Source organism: Enterococcus sp. BWR-S5 (assembly GCF_016745255.1).
In the GTDB taxonomy this organism is placed as follows: Bacteria; Bacillota; Bacilli; order Lactobacillales; family Enterococcaceae; genus Enterococcus_L.
The window spans coordinates 31,493-49,900 of record NZ_JADOEQ010000024.1 but is presented as its reverse complement, the minus strand read 5'-3'; the positions used below and the strand labels follow the sequence as shown (position 1 = coordinate 49,900).

General features: G+C 40.2%; 20 protein-coding genes and 1 riboswitch. Of the genes, 5 read left to right on the top strand and 15 right to left on the bottom strand.

Annotation, left to right across the window (positions count from 1 at the left end; all coding sequences use genetic code 11):
• Positions 1–276: 276 nt before the first annotated feature.
• The 8 genes from purB to IW510_RS20130 all read right to left on the bottom strand — a co-directional run bounded on the left by purB (position 277) and on the right by IW510_RS20130 (position 7,994).
• Positions 277–1,569 (bottom strand): adenylosuccinate lyase, encoded by a 1,293-nt coding sequence (gene purB, locus IW510_RS20165; protein WP_202062775.1) that lies wholly within the window; start codon positions 1,567–1,569, stop codon positions 277–279.
• A gap of 14 nt (positions 1,570–1,583) precedes the next feature.
• On the bottom strand, positions 1,584–2,714 hold the full coding sequence (gene purK / locus IW510_RS20160; protein WP_202062773.1) for a 5-(carboxyamino)imidazole ribonucleotide synthase: 1,131 nt from the start codon (positions 2,712–2,714) through the stop codon (positions 1,584–1,586).
• A complete protein-coding gene (gene purE, locus IW510_RS20155; RefSeq protein ID WP_202062771.1) occupies positions 2,698–3,186 on the bottom strand; it encodes a 5-(carboxyamino)imidazole ribonucleotide mutase in 489 nt (162 codons plus the stop codon). Before purE ends, purK begins: the two co-directional genes overlap by 17 nt.
• Positions 3,187–3,395: 209 nt before the next feature.
• Positions 3,396–4,724, bottom strand: coding sequence for a nucleobase:cation symporter-2 family protein (locus tag IW510_RS20150; RefSeq protein ID WP_202062769.1), 1,329 nt, complete (start codon positions 4,722–4,724; stop codon positions 3,396–3,398).
• 2 nt (positions 4,725–4,726) lie between these two features.
• Positions 4,727–5,308, bottom strand: a complete 582-nt coding sequence (locus tag IW510_RS20145) for a xanthine phosphoribosyltransferase (protein WP_202062767.1) — start codon at positions 5,306–5,308, stop codon at positions 4,727–4,729.
• Positions 5,309–5,573: 265 nt separating this feature from the next.
• Positions 5,574–5,671, bottom strand: a riboswitch (purine riboswitch).
• Between the two features lie 365 nt (positions 5,672–6,036).
• Positions 6,037–6,720 carry a hydrolase gene (locus tag IW510_RS20140; RefSeq protein ID WP_202062765.1) on the bottom strand — a complete coding sequence of 228 codons (684 nt, stop codon included), beginning with the start codon at positions 6,718–6,720 and terminating at the stop codon, positions 6,037–6,039.
• Between the two features lie 23 nt (positions 6,721–6,743).
• On the bottom strand, positions 6,744–7,352 hold the full coding sequence (locus tag IW510_RS20135; protein ID WP_202062764.1) for a glycoside hydrolase family 73 protein: 609 nt from the start codon (positions 7,350–7,352) through the stop codon (positions 6,744–6,746).
• 126 nt (positions 7,353–7,478) lie between these two features.
• Positions 7,479–7,994, bottom strand: coding sequence for a hypothetical protein (locus tag IW510_RS20130; protein ID WP_202062762.1), 516 nt, complete (start codon positions 7,992–7,994; stop codon positions 7,479–7,481).
• A gap of 159 nt (positions 7,995–8,153) precedes the next feature.
• Here IW510_RS20130 and IW510_RS20125 point away from each other — a divergent pair, with 159 nt between their 5' ends.
• Positions 8,154–9,110 (top strand): Gfo/Idh/MocA family protein, encoded by a 957-nt coding sequence (locus IW510_RS20125; protein WP_202062760.1) that lies wholly within the window; start codon positions 8,154–8,156, stop codon positions 9,108–9,110.
• 77 nt (positions 9,111–9,187) lie between these two features.
• Here the strand turns inward: IW510_RS20125 and IW510_RS20120 are convergent, their stop codons facing one another.
• From IW510_RS20120 to IW510_RS20110, 3 genes are all read right to left on the bottom strand, one after another.
• Positions 9,188–9,418 (bottom strand): hypothetical protein, encoded by a 231-nt coding sequence (locus IW510_RS20120; RefSeq protein ID WP_202062758.1) that lies wholly within the window; start codon positions 9,416–9,418, stop codon positions 9,188–9,190.
• Positions 9,419–9,523: 105 nt separating this feature from the next.
• Entirely contained in the window at positions 9,524–10,126 is a 603-nt protein-coding gene (gene yqeK, locus IW510_RS20115; protein WP_202062756.1) for a bis(5'-nucleosyl)-tetraphosphatase (symmetrical) YqeK, read from the bottom strand.
• Positions 10,127–10,321: 195 nt separating this feature from the next.
• A complete protein-coding gene (locus IW510_RS20110; protein ID WP_202062754.1) occupies positions 10,322–11,296 on the bottom strand; it encodes an aromatic acid exporter family protein in 975 nt (324 codons plus the stop codon).
• A gap of 108 nt (positions 11,297–11,404) precedes the next feature.
• Here IW510_RS20110 and IW510_RS20105 point away from each other — a divergent pair, with 108 nt between their 5' ends.
• Positions 11,405–12,010 carry an FUSC family protein gene (locus IW510_RS20105; RefSeq protein ID WP_202062752.1) on the top strand — a complete coding sequence of 202 codons (606 nt, stop codon included), beginning with the start codon at positions 11,405–11,407 and terminating at the stop codon, positions 12,008–12,010.
• Between the two features lie 59 nt (positions 12,011–12,069).
• Here IW510_RS20105 and IW510_RS20100 read toward each other — a convergent pair whose 3' ends face one another.
• Positions 12,070–13,545: a flotillin family protein gene (locus IW510_RS20100; RefSeq protein ID WP_202062750.1), complete on the bottom strand. Its 1,476-nt coding sequence runs from the start codon at positions 13,543–13,545 to the stop codon at positions 12,070–12,072.
• 74 nt (positions 13,546–13,619) lie between these two features.
• Positions 13,620–14,144, bottom strand: a complete 525-nt coding sequence (locus tag IW510_RS20095; protein WP_202062748.1) for a hypothetical protein — start codon at positions 14,142–14,144, stop codon at positions 13,620–13,622.
• Between the two features lie 510 nt (positions 14,145–14,654).
• On the opposite strand from IW510_RS20095, the gene IW510_RS20090 reads away from it, so the two are divergent.
• Together IW510_RS20090 and IW510_RS20085 are read left to right on the top strand one after the other, a co-directional pair.
• Complete coding sequence (locus tag IW510_RS20090; RefSeq protein WP_202062747.1) at positions 14,655–15,344, top strand: DNA/RNA non-specific endonuclease; 690 nt, start codon at positions 14,655–14,657, stop codon at positions 15,342–15,344.
• A 9-nt stretch (positions 15,345–15,353) separates the two neighbouring features.
• Entirely contained in the window at positions 15,354–15,767 is a 414-nt protein-coding gene (locus IW510_RS20085) for a hypothetical protein (protein ID WP_202062745.1), read from the top strand.
• 56 nt (positions 15,768–15,823) lie between these two features.
• Here the strand turns inward: IW510_RS20085 and nagA are convergent, their stop codons facing one another.
• Positions 15,824–16,972 (bottom strand): N-acetylglucosamine-6-phosphate deacetylase, encoded by a 1,149-nt coding sequence (gene nagA / locus IW510_RS20080; RefSeq protein WP_202062743.1) that lies wholly within the window; start codon positions 16,970–16,972, stop codon positions 15,824–15,826.
• A gap of 83 nt (positions 16,973–17,055) precedes the next feature.
• Positions 17,056–17,883 (bottom strand): helix-turn-helix domain-containing protein, encoded by an 828-nt coding sequence (locus IW510_RS20075; protein ID WP_202062741.1) that lies wholly within the window; start codon positions 17,881–17,883, stop codon positions 17,056–17,058.
• A 192-nt stretch (positions 17,884–18,075) separates the two neighbouring features.
• Here IW510_RS20075 and IW510_RS20070 point away from each other — a divergent pair, with 192 nt between their 5' ends.
• The gene (locus IW510_RS20070; RefSeq protein WP_202062739.1) at positions 18,076–18,255 is read left to right on the top strand and encodes a hypothetical protein; all 180 of its coding nucleotides are present in this window, start codon (positions 18,076–18,078) and stop codon (positions 18,253–18,255) included.
• The last annotated feature ends 153 nt before the right edge of the window (positions 18,256–18,408 follow it).

The window sequence follows — 18,408 nt, the reverse complement described above, 5'->3', positions numbered from 1 at the left end:
AGAAAAAAATAGAGAGATAGCGGTTGGCGGTCTCTTAAAAAGCTCCCTTGAAGGGAGCAGCAAGTAATGAGCCCTTCTAGGGCTATTAAAAAGCCACCCGCTATGCGGGTGGATAATTACTGTCTATCAGAATGGGAGACGAACATAAATAAATGAAGCAGGCTCCCTTCTTCTTTCTAAAACACAAACCTCTTTTCAAGTATTGACGCTTCTTTATCAATACACAACAAAAAAATCCCTCATTCAACAGTTGTCATTGAATGAGGGATTTGCTTATTATAAGCCTACACGGTCAAAAATCGTGTCGACATTCTTTAAATGGTAGTTATAATCGAAGGCATCATCCAGCTCTTCTTGGGAAAGAACCGAAGTAATTTTTTCATCCTGCTCCAACAACGGTTTGAAATCCATCTGATGATCCCAAGCATACGCCGTTTTTGGCTGAACCAAGTCATAAGCCTCTTCACGAGTCATTCCATGATCGATTAACTTAAGCAGCACGCGCTGACTGTAAATCAGGCCAAAGGTTGCATTCATATTACGCTTCATGTTTTCAGGGAATACAGTCAAATTCTTCACAATGTTTCCAAAACGATTTAACATATAGTTCAATAGCATCGTTGTATCAGGAATAATGATTCGTTCTGCTGAAGAATGAGAGATATCTCTTTCGTGCCATAAAGAAACATTTTCATAAGCAGTAACCATGTGCCCTCTAACGACACGTGCCAAGCCGCTCATGTTTTCAGAGCCAATCGGGTTTCGTTTATGAGGCATTGCAGATGAACCCTTTTGTCCTTTTGCAAAGAATTCCTCTACTTCTCTTGTCTCAGATTTTTGCAGTCCGCGAATTTCAGTCGCAAACTTCTCAATACTCGTCGCAATCAATGCCAACGCAGAAAAATACTCAGCATGGAGGTCACGAGGCAAGACCTGAGTAGAAATCTCCTGTGGACGAATACCTAGTTTATCACAGACATATTCCTCAACAAATGGAGGAATATTCGCAAAGGTACCTACTGCTCCACTGATTTTTCCGGCTTCTACCCCTTTTGCCGCATGTTCGAAACGTTCGATGTTGCGTTTCATTTCTGAATACCATAACGCCAGCTTTAAGCCAAAGGTCGTAGGCTCCGCATGTACGCCATGTGTCCGCCCCATCATTACTGTATATTTATGTTCTTTCGCTTTTTCTCCAATAATTTCAGTGAATACCTTTAAATCTTTACGTAAAATATCATTTGCCTGTTTCAACAAATATCCATAAGCTGTATCAACAACATCGGTACTTGTAAGACCATAGTGAACCCACTTGCGTTCTTCCCCTAATGTTTCTGATACTGCTCTCGTAAAGGCAACTACATCATGTCTGGTCGTTTCTTCGATTTCCAAGATTCTTGCAACATCAAAGGAAGCATTCTCTCTGATTTTCTGCACGTCTTCCTTAGGAATTTCTCCTAGCTCAGCCCATGCTTCATCTGCCAGAATTTCTACCTCCAGCCATGCTTGATAACGGTTTTCATCTGTCCAAATATTTCTCATTTCCGGTCTTGAATAACGATCAATCATTGTCTTATCCCTTCCTAATCCCAAATACTGGTTTGATAAATTTCTTCTAATGTATCGAATATATCCTCAGTTAAGATAGTGATATGGCCCATTTTTCTTGCCGGCTTCGCTTCTGACTTTCCATAATAATGAAAATGCCAATTCATTTTCTCCGTAATAAAGTCCATTGTCTCATAGATTTCATCGCCCATAACATTCACCATAACAGCATTGGAAAGAAGCTCTATTGACGGAATGGACCACCCGCAGATACCACGGATGTGTGTGTCAAACTGACTAAAGCTGCAGGCTTCAATGGTATAGTGTCCCGAATTATGCGGTCTTGGTGCCAGTTCATTTACGTAAATACCGCCATTATTAGTTAAAAACATTTCAACAGCAAGTGTTCCCGCTAGATTGACTTCTTTGGCAATCAATCTGGCAATTCGCTGTGCCTCTTCGATGACCTCATCATCCACTCTTGCAGGAGCAATTGTTTCGTGAAGAATATTGTTACGATGGATATTTTCCACAACGGGGAATGTCTCAATATCTCCCTGACCATTTCCAGAGACCAAGACAGAAATTTCTTTTTCAAATGGAATCCAGGCCTCTAAGACACAGGTTCCGTCCTTTAAAAGATTCATTGACGGTGCTAAATCAGAAGGACTATACAACACATACTGCCCTTTCCCATCATAGCCGCCGCGAGTTGTTTTCAAGACACAAGGATAGCCAATCCCATCAATTGCATCCTGAATATCTGTTGGACTGACAATCGTTGCATAAGGAGCGATTACAATATTATTTGATTCCAAAAAGCTTTTTTCCAACAAACGATCCTGAGTGATTGCCAATAAATCTGTTCCTTGAGGAATATCTACAAGATGCTGGATATGAATCAAACTATCGACATCTACATTCTCAAATTCATAGGTCACAACCTCAGACCTGTTAGCCAATTCCTCTAAGGCCTCTAAATCATTATATTCAGCCAATAAATGCCAGTCTGCTACTTGAGCAGCAGGACAGTCAACGCTTGGGTCTAATACGGCAATTCGAAAACCCATTTCTTTCGCACTTAATGCCATCATTTTTCCCAATTGCCCTCCGCCGACAATTCCGATCATCTGGCCCGGTAATACAGGCTTATTCAAGGTCATCACTACTTTCCATCACGATTTGTTCAAGAGATTCACGTCGCTCTTTTAATTTTTCCGCTATCTCTAAATCATACATGGAAAGCATCTGAACTGCAAGTAGTCCGGCGTTAGTTGCTCCGGCTTTTCCAATCGCTGTCGTCGCAACCGGAACACCACCCGGCATCTGCACAATAGAAAGCAAAGAATCCAAGCCACTCAAGGCTTTTGATTGTACTGGAACACCAATCACAGGAAGGGTTGTTTTAGCAGCAACCATCCCAGGTAAATGTGCAGCCCCGCCTGCTCCTGCGATAATTACTTTTACTCCACGTTCTCTCGCTGTTTCAGCAAATGTAAACATATAATCAGGTGTTCGATGAGCAGATACTACCTTCTTTTCATAGGGAATCTCAAACTCTTCGAGAATATCACAGGCCAGCTTCATCGTGTCCCAATCTGATGTGCTCCCCATGATAACAGAAACTACTGTAGACATAATCCATCCCTCTCCATCCTTTTTTCTCATTCTATTTTAGCAACCCGCTGATGCAGTGTCAAAGAAATATCGAATATTAGTCGTCATTTTTATATTATCGTTCGGTTTTCATTTTTTTGTTCCTTTCTTCTTTACTGGAATAAGGGTCTCTTCCTATTATCTAAAAAAGGCAGAGTGAAAATCAAAGGATTTTCACTCTGCCTATCTATTTATTCTGGGACCGATTGATCCTCTGCCTTTACTCCGTTGAAAAGAAAATTCAAGACAATCGCAGTGATACTGCTCATCACAATGCCATTTCCTGTAAACATAGTAAGTGTTTCAGGCATTTTTGCAAAAAGCTCCGGCATCATATTAAAGCCTAAACCAAAGCCGATAGAAATCGCAATAATCAATAGGTTTTTATCATTGTCAAAATTGACTTTAGACAGCATTTTCATTCCTTGAACAGCAACCATACCAAACATTACCAACATACCGCCGCCTAAAACCGGCTCTGGAATAATTTGTGCTGCCGCACCAAACTTAGGAAGCAGCCCTAAAACAATCAGGAAAAAAGCAGAGAAATAAATGGGCTTCCGTGTTTTTATCCCTGAAAGCTGAACCAAACCGACATTTTGAGAAAATCCAGTATAAGGAAATGTATTGAAAATACCGCCTAAAATAACAGCCAAGCCTTCTGCACGATACCCCTTTTTCAACTCCTGTTCCCCCACGTGTTTCCCAGTAATATCTCCTAATGCGAAGTATACGCCCGTCGATTCCACCATGCTGACAATTGAAATAATAATCATCAATAGAATGGACGAAACATCGAATGTTGGCGTACCGAAATAAAACGGCTGAGGAAAATGGAACCATGTAGCCTCTCCAATCGGCTGAAGATTGACCATTCCTAACACTGCGGCCAAAATAGTCCCGCCTGCCAAACCAACTAAAACAGAGATGGAACGAATGAAGCCTCTTCCCCATACTTGAATAATGACAATCAGTGCAATCGTGGTAAAGGCCAACAACAGATTATCTGTAGAACCAAATGTAGGATCGCTCGCCAGACCACCACCCATTTTTTCAATAGCAACCGGAATAAGAGTCAGACCAATCACCGTGATAACTGTTCCTGTAACTAACGGCGGAAACAAGACTTTGATTTTAGAGAAAACACCGGAAATCAGAACAATGAATACTCCGGCAGCAATAATCGATCCATAAATGGCTCCAACACCCTTATCAGTACCTATCATTATCAATGGAGCAACAGCTTGAATGGCACAACCTAAAACAACCGGCAGTCCAATACCAAAAAACTTATTGACGGTTAGCTGAAGCAAAGTCGCGACACCGCACATAAATATATCGATAGAAATCAAATAAGTCATCTGCTCTGTGTTAAAGTTCAAGCCAGTTCCAATCAATAAAGGAACGGCTACAGCTCCTGCGTACATCGCTAATAAATGCTGCAGTCCAAGAACCGCACTTTGTGCTGTCGATGTTTCAGTCTGTTTTTGCTCTGTCGTCATCTGTTTGCTGCTTTCCATTTTTAGGCATCCTCCTCAAGAAATTCGACCTTATTATTGGTTAATGAAGCAATTCTCGCTAAAGAAACCACCGTTAAGCCCATTTCTTCCAGAAGTGCTCTACCATCCTGGAAAGACTTCTCAATAAGAATTCCGATTCCGGAAACCGTTGCGCCTGCTTGCTGACACAGCTCTACAAGTCCTTTCGCTGCTTGACCGTTTGCCAAGAAGTCGTCAATAATTAGAACTGTATCTTCATTAGATAAAAATTTCTTAGAGATAGAAATTTGGCTCGTCACTTGCTTGGTAAATGAATAAACAGATGATGTCAGCAATTCCTCGTCCATTGTTAAGCTCTTTGCTTTACGAGCGAAAATCATCGGTACACCTAATGCCTGTGCCGCATACATAGCTGGAGCAATACCGGACGCCTCGATTGTCACAACCTTGGTAATTCCCCGGTCTGAAAATACTTCTGCAAACCGCTGACCAATTTTTTCCATTAAAGCTGCATCTACCTGATGGGTCACAAAGCTATCGACTTTCAGAACGCCCTCTCCAAGAACTTGCCCATCATTTTTGATTCTTTCCACTAATTCTTTCATCCGAAAAATCTCCTCCTAAAATGTTAGAAAAGCTGAACGAGCTTGGCAGCTTCCGAACAATAAGAAAAAAACTGATGCGTGGTGTTCTTTACCACGAGACACGTTTTGGCTTATTGTTGAGAGAAGCTTGCTCGTGAAGCTAGACAGTGCGCTGTCGATTCCTCGCTAACCCTTGGCAGCGCTGGATTCACAGCCATAAAAATTTTATAATCCTTTTATAGCCTAAAAAACCTCTTCTCTGCAAAGCAAAAAAGAGGTTCAAATTCGAACACGCTTTTTCACCTATAGTCCGGTATTTACGGTACCGGGTAGAGACGGCCATCCTTATCACGACCATATATAAGCTCAAAAATTGATAATCCCTATTATCCCCCAAAACAGGAAAAAAGCAAGAGAGAGCATCAAAAACAACCCTTAGAATTTTCTCATAAAACAAAGGATACATTTCAGAAATCGTTTACTTCATTGCTGTATCAGAATTAATCAGAAAAGCTGAATGAGTCGCTTTGCTCGTGAAGCTAAACAAGTAGAAAAGTTGAACAAGCTCGTCCAACTTCTGAACAATAAGGCGAATCTGACCCTAACCGACTAGCTCATTAAAATAAGATAGCTGCTTGTCCCCGATATTCCCCTCACCCTTGCTATCATTAAGGCCACAGCCTCAAAATTTTATAACCTATTTACAACAAAAAAAGAGAACAAAACCAAAGCTTCGCTCTCTTAATCTCTTATTCTGTTTCGTTCTTTTCTTGTTCACGATATTTCGCCATTTTTTTACTGAACAGCTCTCCGTTTGTCGGAGGCGTGTAGGTCACAGCATTGGCTCCGGCATCAATGGTCTCTTGGATAGAGGCTTCTGTTGGTCCTCCGGTAGCGATAATCGGTAAATCAGGGTATTTCTCTCTGAAATGTTTAACGGTCTCTGCTGTATCTTTTCCGGCACTGATATTGATAACCGTAACACCGGCTTCCAGCTTATCATCCAAAGGTGTAAATTTAGATGTCACCGTACTGATAACAGGAATATCTACTACCTCGCAAACACTTTCGATTGTTTCGATTGGTGTCGGGCCATTCAGCACCACTCCAATTGATCCTTGCGATTCCGCAAACAAGCTCATATATACTGAGCGAGTTCCTTGAGTAAATCCGCCGCCAACTCCTGAAAAAACAGGAATGTCTGCTGCTTCAATAATACTCTTAGTGATAGCCGGATGCGGAGTAAATGGATAAACAGCAATGACTGCATCAGCATTTGTATTCCGAATGATGGCTATGTCGGTCGTAAAAATAATGGAACGAATTTTTTTCCCAAAGATTCTGATGCCGCTTGCCTGACTAATTACCTCCGGGACTTGAATGATATCTTGCTTCAATGGTGTAGTGATTTCCGGTATCCATGATTGATCCATACAGACACTCCCCTTCTTTATTGTCAATTATCATACTTATACAGCTTATACGTTTCGATTACATGAATGACCTTAGATGCATAATCCGGGTCTGTTGCATATCCTGCCGTCTGCAATGCATTAGCCGCTTCCTTGTAATCATTTGCAAGAAGTACATTTTCGTACAAACGTCGATCCCAGTCTACACCGTTCACAAATAACATCGTGTGATCGTCCATGGACTCCTCCCATGTATCATAGACTCTGAAATCTCCTTGTATCGTTATCCATACTTCATTAATATATTCTTGTGTTTCCAGATTGACCTTTCTTTGATCACCGTAAGCTTTGATTCCAAATAAATTGTTGTATTCAGAAGCCAGAGTACTTTGGCCCCAATTGGACTCCAGTATACCTTGACCAATGATTATGCTTGGCAGCACACCATAGGATGCTTGCAGTTCTTGGGCGTGAGGTTTGATCCGTTCAATAAATTCTTCCTTAGACACCGTTTTATTATCCTGTGTCTCAACGATATTTTCTGCACTACTACCCAAATACATGCGAAAAGAAACAACAAATATCCCCGCAAGTATCAGTAATCCCAACAGAAAAACAGGAAGTCTATTTTTTCTACGCCTTTTTATTGTCATAAAATCCCTACTTTATATTTACTATCTATCTCTTATTCCGATAAACATTCTAGCAAACTATACAATAAATCGTCTCACAATACAAGACAGTTATTATAACGTTAGTTTTTTTTAAATCATGTTCTGTTATTCTCCAACATAGGTGTCCATCAGATTTTCATCAACCCAGTCCAACAGCTCGACCTTTGATCCTTCTAATTGCGGCTGTAATCTCGAAGGCAGACGAAACGTCAAAATATCGTCAAAGCCCCATTCACCATAAGCCACCGAAACCTTCAGATTGATAAAGCCTTCGTCTTCATTCGTACCGTTAGACGGAAGCAGCTCTGCTCTGCCGACATCACTTTTCAGCCACTTACCGGCAATAATTGTTTTCAAGCGTTTGTATTCAGAAACAGCAATATTTCTCTTTTCCGGGAAAAGCACAGTTTGTCGCATGACTTTTTGTGTCAGCATCCATTCATAATCGGTAAATAAATTTTTTACCTTCTGCATGTCTTCATTGCTTAAATTGCCGGTGCCATTTTTCCAATTGGACCACTGTGTCTTGTCGATGCTCAAATAGTCTAAATAGAAATTTTCTTCCGAAGAATATTGTTCGATAATGGCACTTAAAATGATATCTATATATACTTGGTGCATACCAATCTCCTCCTCTCCTTCATTTTACTGAAAAAAGACATAAAAATCATCTATTTATCTCTAAAAAAAGAATCTTTCCATTTTTCACGCTTTTCTTTCACTGTTTCTCCTATCTTTTGTATAATAGAGAAAACAGAATAGCATTAGGAGGAAGAGCTTTTGAAAAAATTTAACTGGGGAATCATCGGTTTAGGAGAAATCGCTCATCAATTTGCTTCCGGATTCAACCAAGAACAAAGCAGCTTGGCAGCTGTTGCCTCACGCAGTGTTGATAAAGCAAAGGAATTTGCAGAGGCATACGGTATTCCAGCTTCTTATGGTTCCTATGAGGAGTTATTAGCAGATCAGACAATTGATATCATTTATATCTCTGTTCCAAACAAGCAGCACCATAGCCATATCCTACAAGCATTAAATGCCGGAAAGCATGTGCTATGCGAAAAAGCAATTACGATGAATAGTGCAGAGCTGTTAGAGGCAATGGCTCTTGCAGAAAAAAATGGATTGATTCTTGCAGAAGCGATGACCATTTTCAATATGCCTCTGTACCATGAACTGCATTCAATCATTGACACAGGTAAGCTGGGAAAACTAAAAATGATCCAAGCACCCTTTGGCAGCTACAAAGAACCTGATCCAAACAATCGATTCTTCAACCCTGATTTAGCAGGCGGTGCGTTACTGGATATCGGTACCTATGCCGTGTCCTTTGCCCGTTGGTTTTTAACAGAGCAACCAACGGTCAAGTCCTCTGTGATGGAGCCTTTCTCTACAGGCGTTGATGAGCAATCAATTACAATTTTACAGAATGAAAAAAATGAAATGGCAGCTGTGACACTAAGTTTTCAATCCAAAGCACCAAAAGTGGGCGTTGTTTCCTTCGAAAATGCCTACATTACTGTAAACGACTACCCAAGAGCCGACCGGGCAGAGCTGCATTTTAATGACGGAACGACGGAAACCATTATTTCGGGTTCAAGCGAACAGGCTCTGAATTATGAAATCGAAAACATGATTGCTGTCATCGAGAAGACACAGCCAAACCGTTCCCTTTTCTTGACACATGATGTGATTGACCTTTTGGATCAAATGCAGCAAAAGTGGGCGCAGCAGTAACAAAAAAGTAATAGAACCGACAATAGAAAATAGCTAAAGCAGTGGAAAAGATGTTCTTCCAACTGCCTTAGCTATTTTTATTTGGCCATTCGTCTCTTAATCAGGGGCCGAGTTCTTCTCTCAGCCTTATTCGTATGATTTCTCAATTCTTCTAAAAGATGCTGATGCTTCTCATTTTTTACCGTTTGTCCCTGCTCTTGTTCAAATTCTATGATTTCAGCAGCAGACTCCTTATCCATGAAGCTCCCCAAAAGATCAGCCATTTGCTTGGCCTGTCGCAGCATAAAATCTTTTTCGTATTCTGCCATAGATACCCTTCCTTTTTCATTTCATCTAACACCCACACACCTATACAATACCTCAAACCGAAGTGAAATGCCACTTCCCTTTTGATTTTTTATTACTTTTTGTCGTTAGTCAAAGTGACCATTCAACTGCATCAGCTCTTCTTTCGCTTCTCGCAGCCATGGATGAACAACCAAGATATCATGAGTCAGGAGATAATCGATATAAACAAGTGAGGCTTTCTCCAATGAACAATCCAAAGCTTCCAGTAGTTCTGAAAGATATGGCGGTTCGCCCCCTTGATCCCATTTAATTTTATCCGCTAAAAACACAATATGATCCATCTGACTCGGTGCCTTCTTCAAGGTAGTATGACATTCAATTGCAGAGAGAACGGCTTCCTCTTCTATTTGAAACAGCTCCTTTGCCATATAGCGGGACAGCTTTTGATGGCTCAACATAGGAACCTGACGCTCTTCCTCAAAAATTTCAATTCCCAGCTCTTCACATAATCGTATTTTCTCCGGATTTGGAATGGTTACGCTGATATCATGCAGCAGTCCTGCCTGTTTAGCAACAGAGGTTTCTCCGCCAAAGCGAGCAGCCAACTCCTCAGCACATTGTGCCACCTCAATCGAATGAATTGCCACGTGTTCAAACTCACTGCCTAAATACAGCTGAATATCAGCAGTCAGCTCCTTCGTCCGTCTTGGTACCGGTAATCTGTCCATCGCTATTCCCCACTTTCGCTTTTGATACATATATACTAAGATATGCCTAGAAATACTAGCGACGAATCGCTTCATCATTTTTATGAAATCCGTTGCTGAAAATAGTCGCTTATGAGCCGTATAAGCTGCGTTTTTCTCCAGAGATTTGCCAAAACTTTTGAAACCTTCGGATACCCAACAATCTTAAGAAACGTCCTAGTCTGTTACTCTTTGTTCAACTGGATGATTCTCTGCAAATTCTCTCTTTGTTTCTATAAAAGAGTAAAACAGCTGCAGAAACTGAAACAGCATCGCCCGATTTTCAAATTCCGCCCTCGTTTGCGGTAAAGGACTTTTCCGGTACGCTTCATACACCTGTCCAATTTGATCCAATATGTCCTTGCCATCATTTGCTTCTGCAAAGGTTTCAGAGGTGTAGACTAAAAGCTCTTTAATATTCTTCGCTTGCTCCACTTCAACAACGACCTGCTCAAGCAGCTTCAGCATATCTTTTAGAATCGAGCTTTGCATCTTGCGCATCATAAAATAGTCCAGATAATAATTATCCTTGGACAATAATTGATTCTCTGCATGATTTTTTGCCCAATCCTGCCCTTCATTAATCAATGTCTTCAATTCCGTGCAACGCTCAAAAAGCATTCTTTCTTTTTGTGTTTCATTCAGATACATGGCCATATCATTCAAAATCTTTCTAAATACAGCTTCAATTACTTCCTGATCTTCCTTTAAACGTTTTTCAACATCCGGCATGTACATATTTAAAAGCAGAGCCATACCTACTCCGATAATCATCAGCAGAAACTCATTTCCAATCAACGACCAAGACATACTCTTTTCAATTAAATAATGGGTGACCAGCACAGAACTAACAACGATACCGTCTGATAAATTCAATGCCACAGCTGCCGGAATAAACAAAAGCAGATAAACACCGAAGCCCCACGGTGTAAAACCAAATAGACCGAAACAGATAAATGCCACCACCGTAGCAAGTGCCAAAGAGAATAAGCGGTAAATCCCCGTAAATAGCGATGTTTTCTTCGTTGGTGTCACACTTAGCACTGAAATGATACCGGCTGATGCTGGATTTAACAGTCCTAGAGCTGCGGCAATCATCATGGAAGCCGCAGCACTAACAGCTGTTTTAACTGTTCTTAATCCTATTTTCATTTGCAGCCTCCTTAAAATTTGTTACTCTTTTTTTATTAACACTAGTAATTTTACCTCTATTTCGGTTATCATGGAATAGAAAATATATTTTTAGGAGAGAACTATTCTATGACAATCGGTCCATTCCGTTTAGGCATGCGAACTATGAAAAGTGCTTTAGCCGTAATGATATGTATTTTACTATTCAAGGTATTGGATCGTGGTGCGCCCATGATTGCTGCCTTAGCTGCTGTTTTTTCCTTACGCCAGGATTTGACGACCAGTCTCTCCTTTGGAAAATCTAGAGTAATTGGCAACTCTCTCGGCGGCGGATTAGCTTTGCTTTATTTTGTTGTTCAACAGTATTTCTCGAACGACTTTCTTGTCGAGCTGCTTTTTCTACCGTTTTTGGTCATTCTTGTGATTGTTTTGTCTGATGGTATCGGGAATAATCCCGGCATTATTTCAGCTATTGCCACCTTACTGATGATTGCGCTAAGTGTGCCTCAGGGCGAATCTGTCTATTATGCCTTTGAACGGGTCCTCGATACATTCATTGGTACCTTTGTAGCAATTTCCATCAATTTTCTGATTCGGGCAAAGCCTGTTGAAAAGCAGCGCCAGATTGATGAGGATTTAGCTTTACTTGAAAAGAAAGAAAAGGAACTGGAAGAACTGCGCAAAACGGTTCAAGAGCGGTTGAAGGATGAACAGGATATCGACAATAAGCAATAACCAAACTAAAACACTATAAAAACATCAGGGCTGACATGATAACAGCCCTGATGTTCTTTTTATTCTTTGTTTTCTCCTGAATCCCCATACACATTCACATTACTGCTAGTTCCTTTTTTGGTAAAGTTTTCAATTAACTCTTTTACATCAATACCAGTTGATTCTTTTAGGGTCTCTTGTGTACCGGCTAATAGGTTAGTCGCATAGTTTGTGATGCGATTGGCACCGGAGTTTTCACCACCTGAACCAGTATCAACAACGGAAATCTTATCAATGTTGCCAAGCGGTTGTGCGGCTTCTTTCATTAACTGAGGCAGCATTTCCATAACCATGCTCAATACAGCTGCTTCGCCATATTCCTTGAAGGCATCTGCAATCTTTTGCTTCGCTTCAGCTTCCGCTTTTCCTCGTGCAAGGATAGCTTCCGCTTGAGCCTGACCAGCAAGACGCGTTTGATTAGCTTCAGCTTCGGCTAAAGATTCCACTCTGAAACGCTCTGCCTCCGCTTCAGCAACCTCTCTCGCTTTCTGAGCAAGAGCCTCCTGCTCTTTTGCGTAACGGTCTGCATCAGCTTTTTTCTTCACTTCTGAGTCATACTGTTTCTCACGACGAGTGATTTCTTTTTCTTCTAATTCAATTTGCTTTTGGCGCTCAATGACTTTAACTTCCATCTCTTGTGCAATAACTTCCTGTTGCGCACGCGCACTTTCCAAGTTGTATGCCTGATCGGCTTTCGCTTTTGCAATATCCTGCTCCTGCTTATAGGTAGCAAGCTTCAATTCTTTTTCCTTTGATGCTTCGGCGATTTCAGTCTGTCTTTGCAGCTCAGCCTGCTGTGATTCTTTTTCAGCTTCTGCTTTTTTAATTCGTGTTTCTTTAAGAGCCTCAGCTTCAGCAATATTCGCATCACGCTTCACCTGTGCAATTCTAGGTTTACCTAAAGAATCCAAGTAGCCATTCTTGTCTCGTACTTCTTTAATTGTAAAGGATACGATAATCAGACCCATTTTTGCTAAGTCGACACTGGCTACCTCCTGCACACTCTGGCTGAATTTATCGCGATTTTGGTAGATTTCTTCGACAGTCATTGAACCTAAGATTGAACGTAAATGACCTTCCAGCACTTCACGGGCTTCGTTTTCCAGCTCTTCTCGTGTTTTACCTAAGAATTGTTCCGCTGCTGTTGCAATCTCTTCTACAGACGAACCAATCTTGATAATGGACGTTCCGTCACACATAACTGGAACCCCTTGTTCTGTATAAACCTCCGGAGTCGATACATCCAGCTTGCTTGACAATAAGCTGATTCGGTTTGAGCGTTGGAAAACAGGTAATACGAACGCACCGCCGCCTCGCACGATTTTAATCTTATTGCCACGTTCATCTGCATGAACGTTCTTAGAACCAAGATAGCTACCACTGATAATCAGCGCCTCATCTGGTTTCGCTGTTTGATATTTTGATACAAAAATTATTAATAACATTAATAAAATAAACACGACCAATATTATTGGAGCAAGAACCCCTATCATCATAAAAAATGTCTCTCCTTTTCTCTATTTCAATCATTTACTGCTGAAGCCTTTTCATTTTAGTTCATTTGAGGGCTTCAAATCTTTAACGTGTTCTCATACGGAACAACATAACATACTCGATCCCGTACCTCGATAATCAGTACCTCGGCTCCCCGTTCAACCCCCGTTTCTTGGGAAGTATAGAAAGCTGCGGGTCTGCTTAAAGAACCAGTTACACTTTTAAACTGGATCTCTCCCATTCCATTAACCGGAATCGGTGTAACAACAACTGCAGTACTTCCTTCCATATCTTTTTCAGAAATCGATATGGTCGCTTCAGCGTTTCTCATCGGTGTAAACAGATAGAAATTCAATAAGAAAACAGCTACGGTCGAAACTGCTGCTCCTGCTGCAAATATCAGCAGATGACTCCATTCTGTCAAGTATTCACCGAAATAGCCGATTAAAGAAGTGAATGCCAGCCACGGTATAATCAGCATTGGATCAACAGGTCCATCGAAATCAAAAATATCCCCAACAAGCAGTAGAATTACGGCCAGCCCTGCACAGATAATCAGAACATATAAATAGATTGTCTGAAGCGGTATCCCTTGTATCACTTTCTCACTCCCTTTCCTGTCTGACGTTATCTATATTCTATCAATAAACCCACAAAAATAACAGGAAATCTAAAAAAATCGTCATAGAAAGAGTCGGGAACCACCCTTATTTTAAAAAGAGCAGCAGTATTGATTCATGAAAAAAATTATTTAATAACAAAAAATGCTTAATTCTCGATAAAATTCTTCATATTAATAGAAGTCTAAATAAATAGCTGTGTCGTTTATCCAAAACAACAGGTTACTGTATTTCTTACCGTCTTAATGTTTTCTTAATAATTATTCAGCTGTTCACAAATTAAGGTGAATACATTTCTATGCACTATTTACCGCCTAAGTCTGTCCACATTCCTTGCACCACAAAAAGAGAATAAAGGATAAGAACTGTCTAACAAGGTACGAATGATTTAAAAATATTCGTTTAAAAGAATCTTTCTAAAAAACTTTCAGTTTCTTTTCTTTTTTCGTATAATAAGAAAATGAGTGTAATTGAATAAAGGAGATTTTTTAATGGCGAATAAAAGAAACAAAGGAACAAAAAAACAGCAGCACCCTATGATGATTATCGCTGGAATTTTAGTGGTTCTTGTCTTAGGTGTGTTAGGTATACAAGTCCCTTCAGAGCTTCAAAGCTTTTTAGGATTGGACACAACCCCGGTAGAGCAAAGTCAGCCGTCCTCCAATTCAGCAGCAAACGGAGCGTCAGAGAATCCCGGTCCTGAAGAATTAGGCAAGTCCTCTTTCACTGACAGTGAGCTGAAGAACAGCTCAAAGGGCTGGATTACCTACCATGAATTAGATTCATTGGGAAGAGCAACTGGTGCAGATGCTTTATTGAAACCGGCGATGGTCAATACAGGTACTTCTGCAAACCAAAGTATTCGACCTCCCGGCTTTATTTCCGGTAAAGAGCCTTATGACCATTCCAGAGGACACTTAATCGGACGTCAGCTTGGTGGAACAGGTGATGATGCTCGAAACCTTACGACCCTCTATCAAACGCCGGTCAACGCTCCTTATATGACAAAATATGAAAATCAAATTAGAAAAGCAATGGATGACGGCGAGACAATCCGCTACCGTGTCACTCCGATTTATGAAGGGTCCGACCTGTTATGCCAATCAATTGAGATGGAAGCAAAAGGATTGGATAAGAACAGCACTATTGATTTCCATGTTAGAATAATAAATGAAAAGTAGGTGAATATTGTGAACTTTCATGAAATAAAAGAACAATCAGACGTTCATGATCCTCATTCATTTTTACAGTTGATGATCACTGAACAGCAAAGTGAAGATGATCCATTTTTCGTTTTCCAAACAGATATTGAACAAAAATTTGAAACCAATATCCAGTTTTTAGCTTCTGAAGATACCTTATCTGAGGCTGACTATCACTACTGGAAAGAAACCGACTTTTTAGTTGTCAGTCAAACCATTGATGGCGACTTTATTGGCGGGAACATGGATGAAACCTTCGTGATTCCAAGCTCTTTATATAAACAGGATATTGAGATTTACCCATTATTTCTGAGTGATTTTTTTGCTTCTTATGAAGCTGGTAAGATTGATTCTAACATCTTACCAAAAGTTGCTAAGACTGAAGAGAATGACGAAATGTAAAAAAACATCCTCACAGCTATCACGACTGCGAGGATGTTTTATCGTTTCAGCACTTATTACGCACGGTAACGTTCAACACCATCTAAATAGGTTGCTTCCAATTCCATTGAAGGATTCAATACGATGAAGTCTGCATCACGACCATTGGCAATCATTCCGCACTTATCATCAATTTTACAGCTGACTGCCGGTACAAGAGAGGCCATCATTACTGCTTGTTCAGGTGTCGCGATTTCCCAATCTACGACATTCTTAATTGCTTCTTTTAATTTTAGAATACTTCCGGCAAGATTTCCTGACTCCAGACGAGCAGTTCCATCTTTTACGACAACCGGAAACTCACCCAAATTGTAATCTCCATCAGGCATACCGCCAGCCATCATACAGTCAGTAATCAGCGCTACGTGGTCATGACCCGTTTTTTCCATTAAGATATCTGCTGCATTTGGATGAACATGGTGACCATCACAAATCAGTTCTGAAAAGACATGCTTCAGAGACATCAAAGCCCCTACCATACCAGGCTCACGATGATTCAAACCACGCATACCGTTATAGGCATGAACGAAGACACTTGCACCTGCTTCTACCGCTTCAGTTGCCTGTTCCAATGTTGCATCGCTATGCCCTAAAGACACAACAACGCCCTCTTCAGTAACAGTCTTAACAAATTCCTTCACACCTTTACGCTCCGGAGCCAAGGCAATCTTTTTGATTAGTCCGCCGGAAGCTTCCTGCCATTCGTGGAAGGTTGTTAAATCGGGATCTCCAAAATAACTAGGGTTTTGCGCTCCTTTATGTTCTTCAGTAAAGAATGGGCCTTCAAAATAAATCCCTTGAATCTTGGCACCTTCTACTTCTTCATGTACTTTACCGATTGTTTCTGCAACATCCTTCAAACGTTCCTTGCTAGATGTTAATGTTGTAGGTAAAAATGATGTAACTCCGCAAGAAAGCAAGCCTTCCGACATAACCTTCAGACCTTCTGCATCGTTATCCATAACATCGTGATTCATGTATCCATGGATATGTGTGTCAACTAATCCAGGTGCTATCCATTTGCCTTCTTCGCGAATGACATTCGTTTCTCCATCAGGAAGCTCTTTGTAAAAATCACCAAATATTCCATCTGTAATTTCTAAATATCCAGGACCCTTTACATCACTTTTTAAAAAGAATTTGTCTGCAAAGATAAATGTTTTCATATTCATCCTTCTTTCTAAAGTTTTTCTCACTGTTTAAGTTACTCTTAATACCGGAATAAGTCAAGAATGGTGTAGACCTTTTATCATAATTTTAGGCAAGCTATTTGCCCAACATGTCCCGCCATTTGACTGTATATCTTGGCATTGGCGTAATCATTCATCAAGCTGTACAACTCACTCTTCAAATCAAACAGCTCTTCAAGATAATAATAGCTGTTTTTCTTGCGAGCCCATGAGATTCCCTGATCGATATAGATTAACGCTTCCTGTAGACGTTTTTCCTGAATCAAAAAATAAGCATAATTAAAAAAGATTTTAGTCAGTTCAGCATTGATTCGTTCATTCGGCAAATCATGGAAATAATGAATACTCAACTTCAAATACTTCTCTGCTTCCTCTCGTTTTCCCATAAGTCCATACGTTATACCGATGCAGCTGATAATTTGAATTTCAAAATCCGACAGGTTTGTTTTGTTTGTTTGATACGTATATGAAAGCCCTTTCCTCAAATTGATGATTGCTTTTTCATAATTATTGTATAAATAAAATTCACAGCTGCCTAAATAATAAAAATACCTTTGCCAATCGGAATCCAAATAAATGCGGTCCTCAAGCTTGATTGCCTCAATAAACAAAAGAATCTTTTCATATTCCTTGTGTCGAAAATAATCTGCGATTTTTTCAAATGTCTGCATCAGCATCTGAACCTCTTCAGAACGAAAATGCATGATTTGATCCATCGTTACCCCCAAGCGCTGACATATCTGCTGCATCACAACAACGTTCGGAAGCTCTTCATTGTTCTCAATCCGGCTAAGCACGCTTTGTGAACAAATATCCTCCGACAGCATCTTCTGTGTCAGTTTCCTTTTCTTTCTTATCTCTTTGATAACACTCCCAAAAGAATTCATGATTTCTCCCTTACATATACCTATTTAATAAAACAAATATATAAACCATAAAATATATTATGTATAGTAAAATATGCGAATTCGCATTTTGAATTCATTGTACTTTATTGCATAATAAACTGCAAGAATATACTTCACCCACTTCACCCACTGTCGACATCACTTTATTTTAAAAAATAAGGAGTGTTACAAATGACACAAGAAAAGAAAGTAAGCTTTAACTGGGAAAAAAGTAATCATGTTGGCTACATCGAAAAAGAGTATGAGAATTCTTATCTGGTTGTAGTTGATGATCCAAGCTCTGACATGAAAGAGAAGTACACGAATCGAATGATTATCAGTAAAAAGGAATGTACAATACTCAATGCCTGATTTCCTTTGATAAAAGTAATCATTGGATTGGAGAAATAAAGAAACATATACAGCCTTTCAGAAATTGCCATCTGAAAGGTTGTTTTTTTGTTTTCCCCCCCTGATTCAACCACCTGATACTCTCCTCAGCTCAACCAATAAATATCGAATACA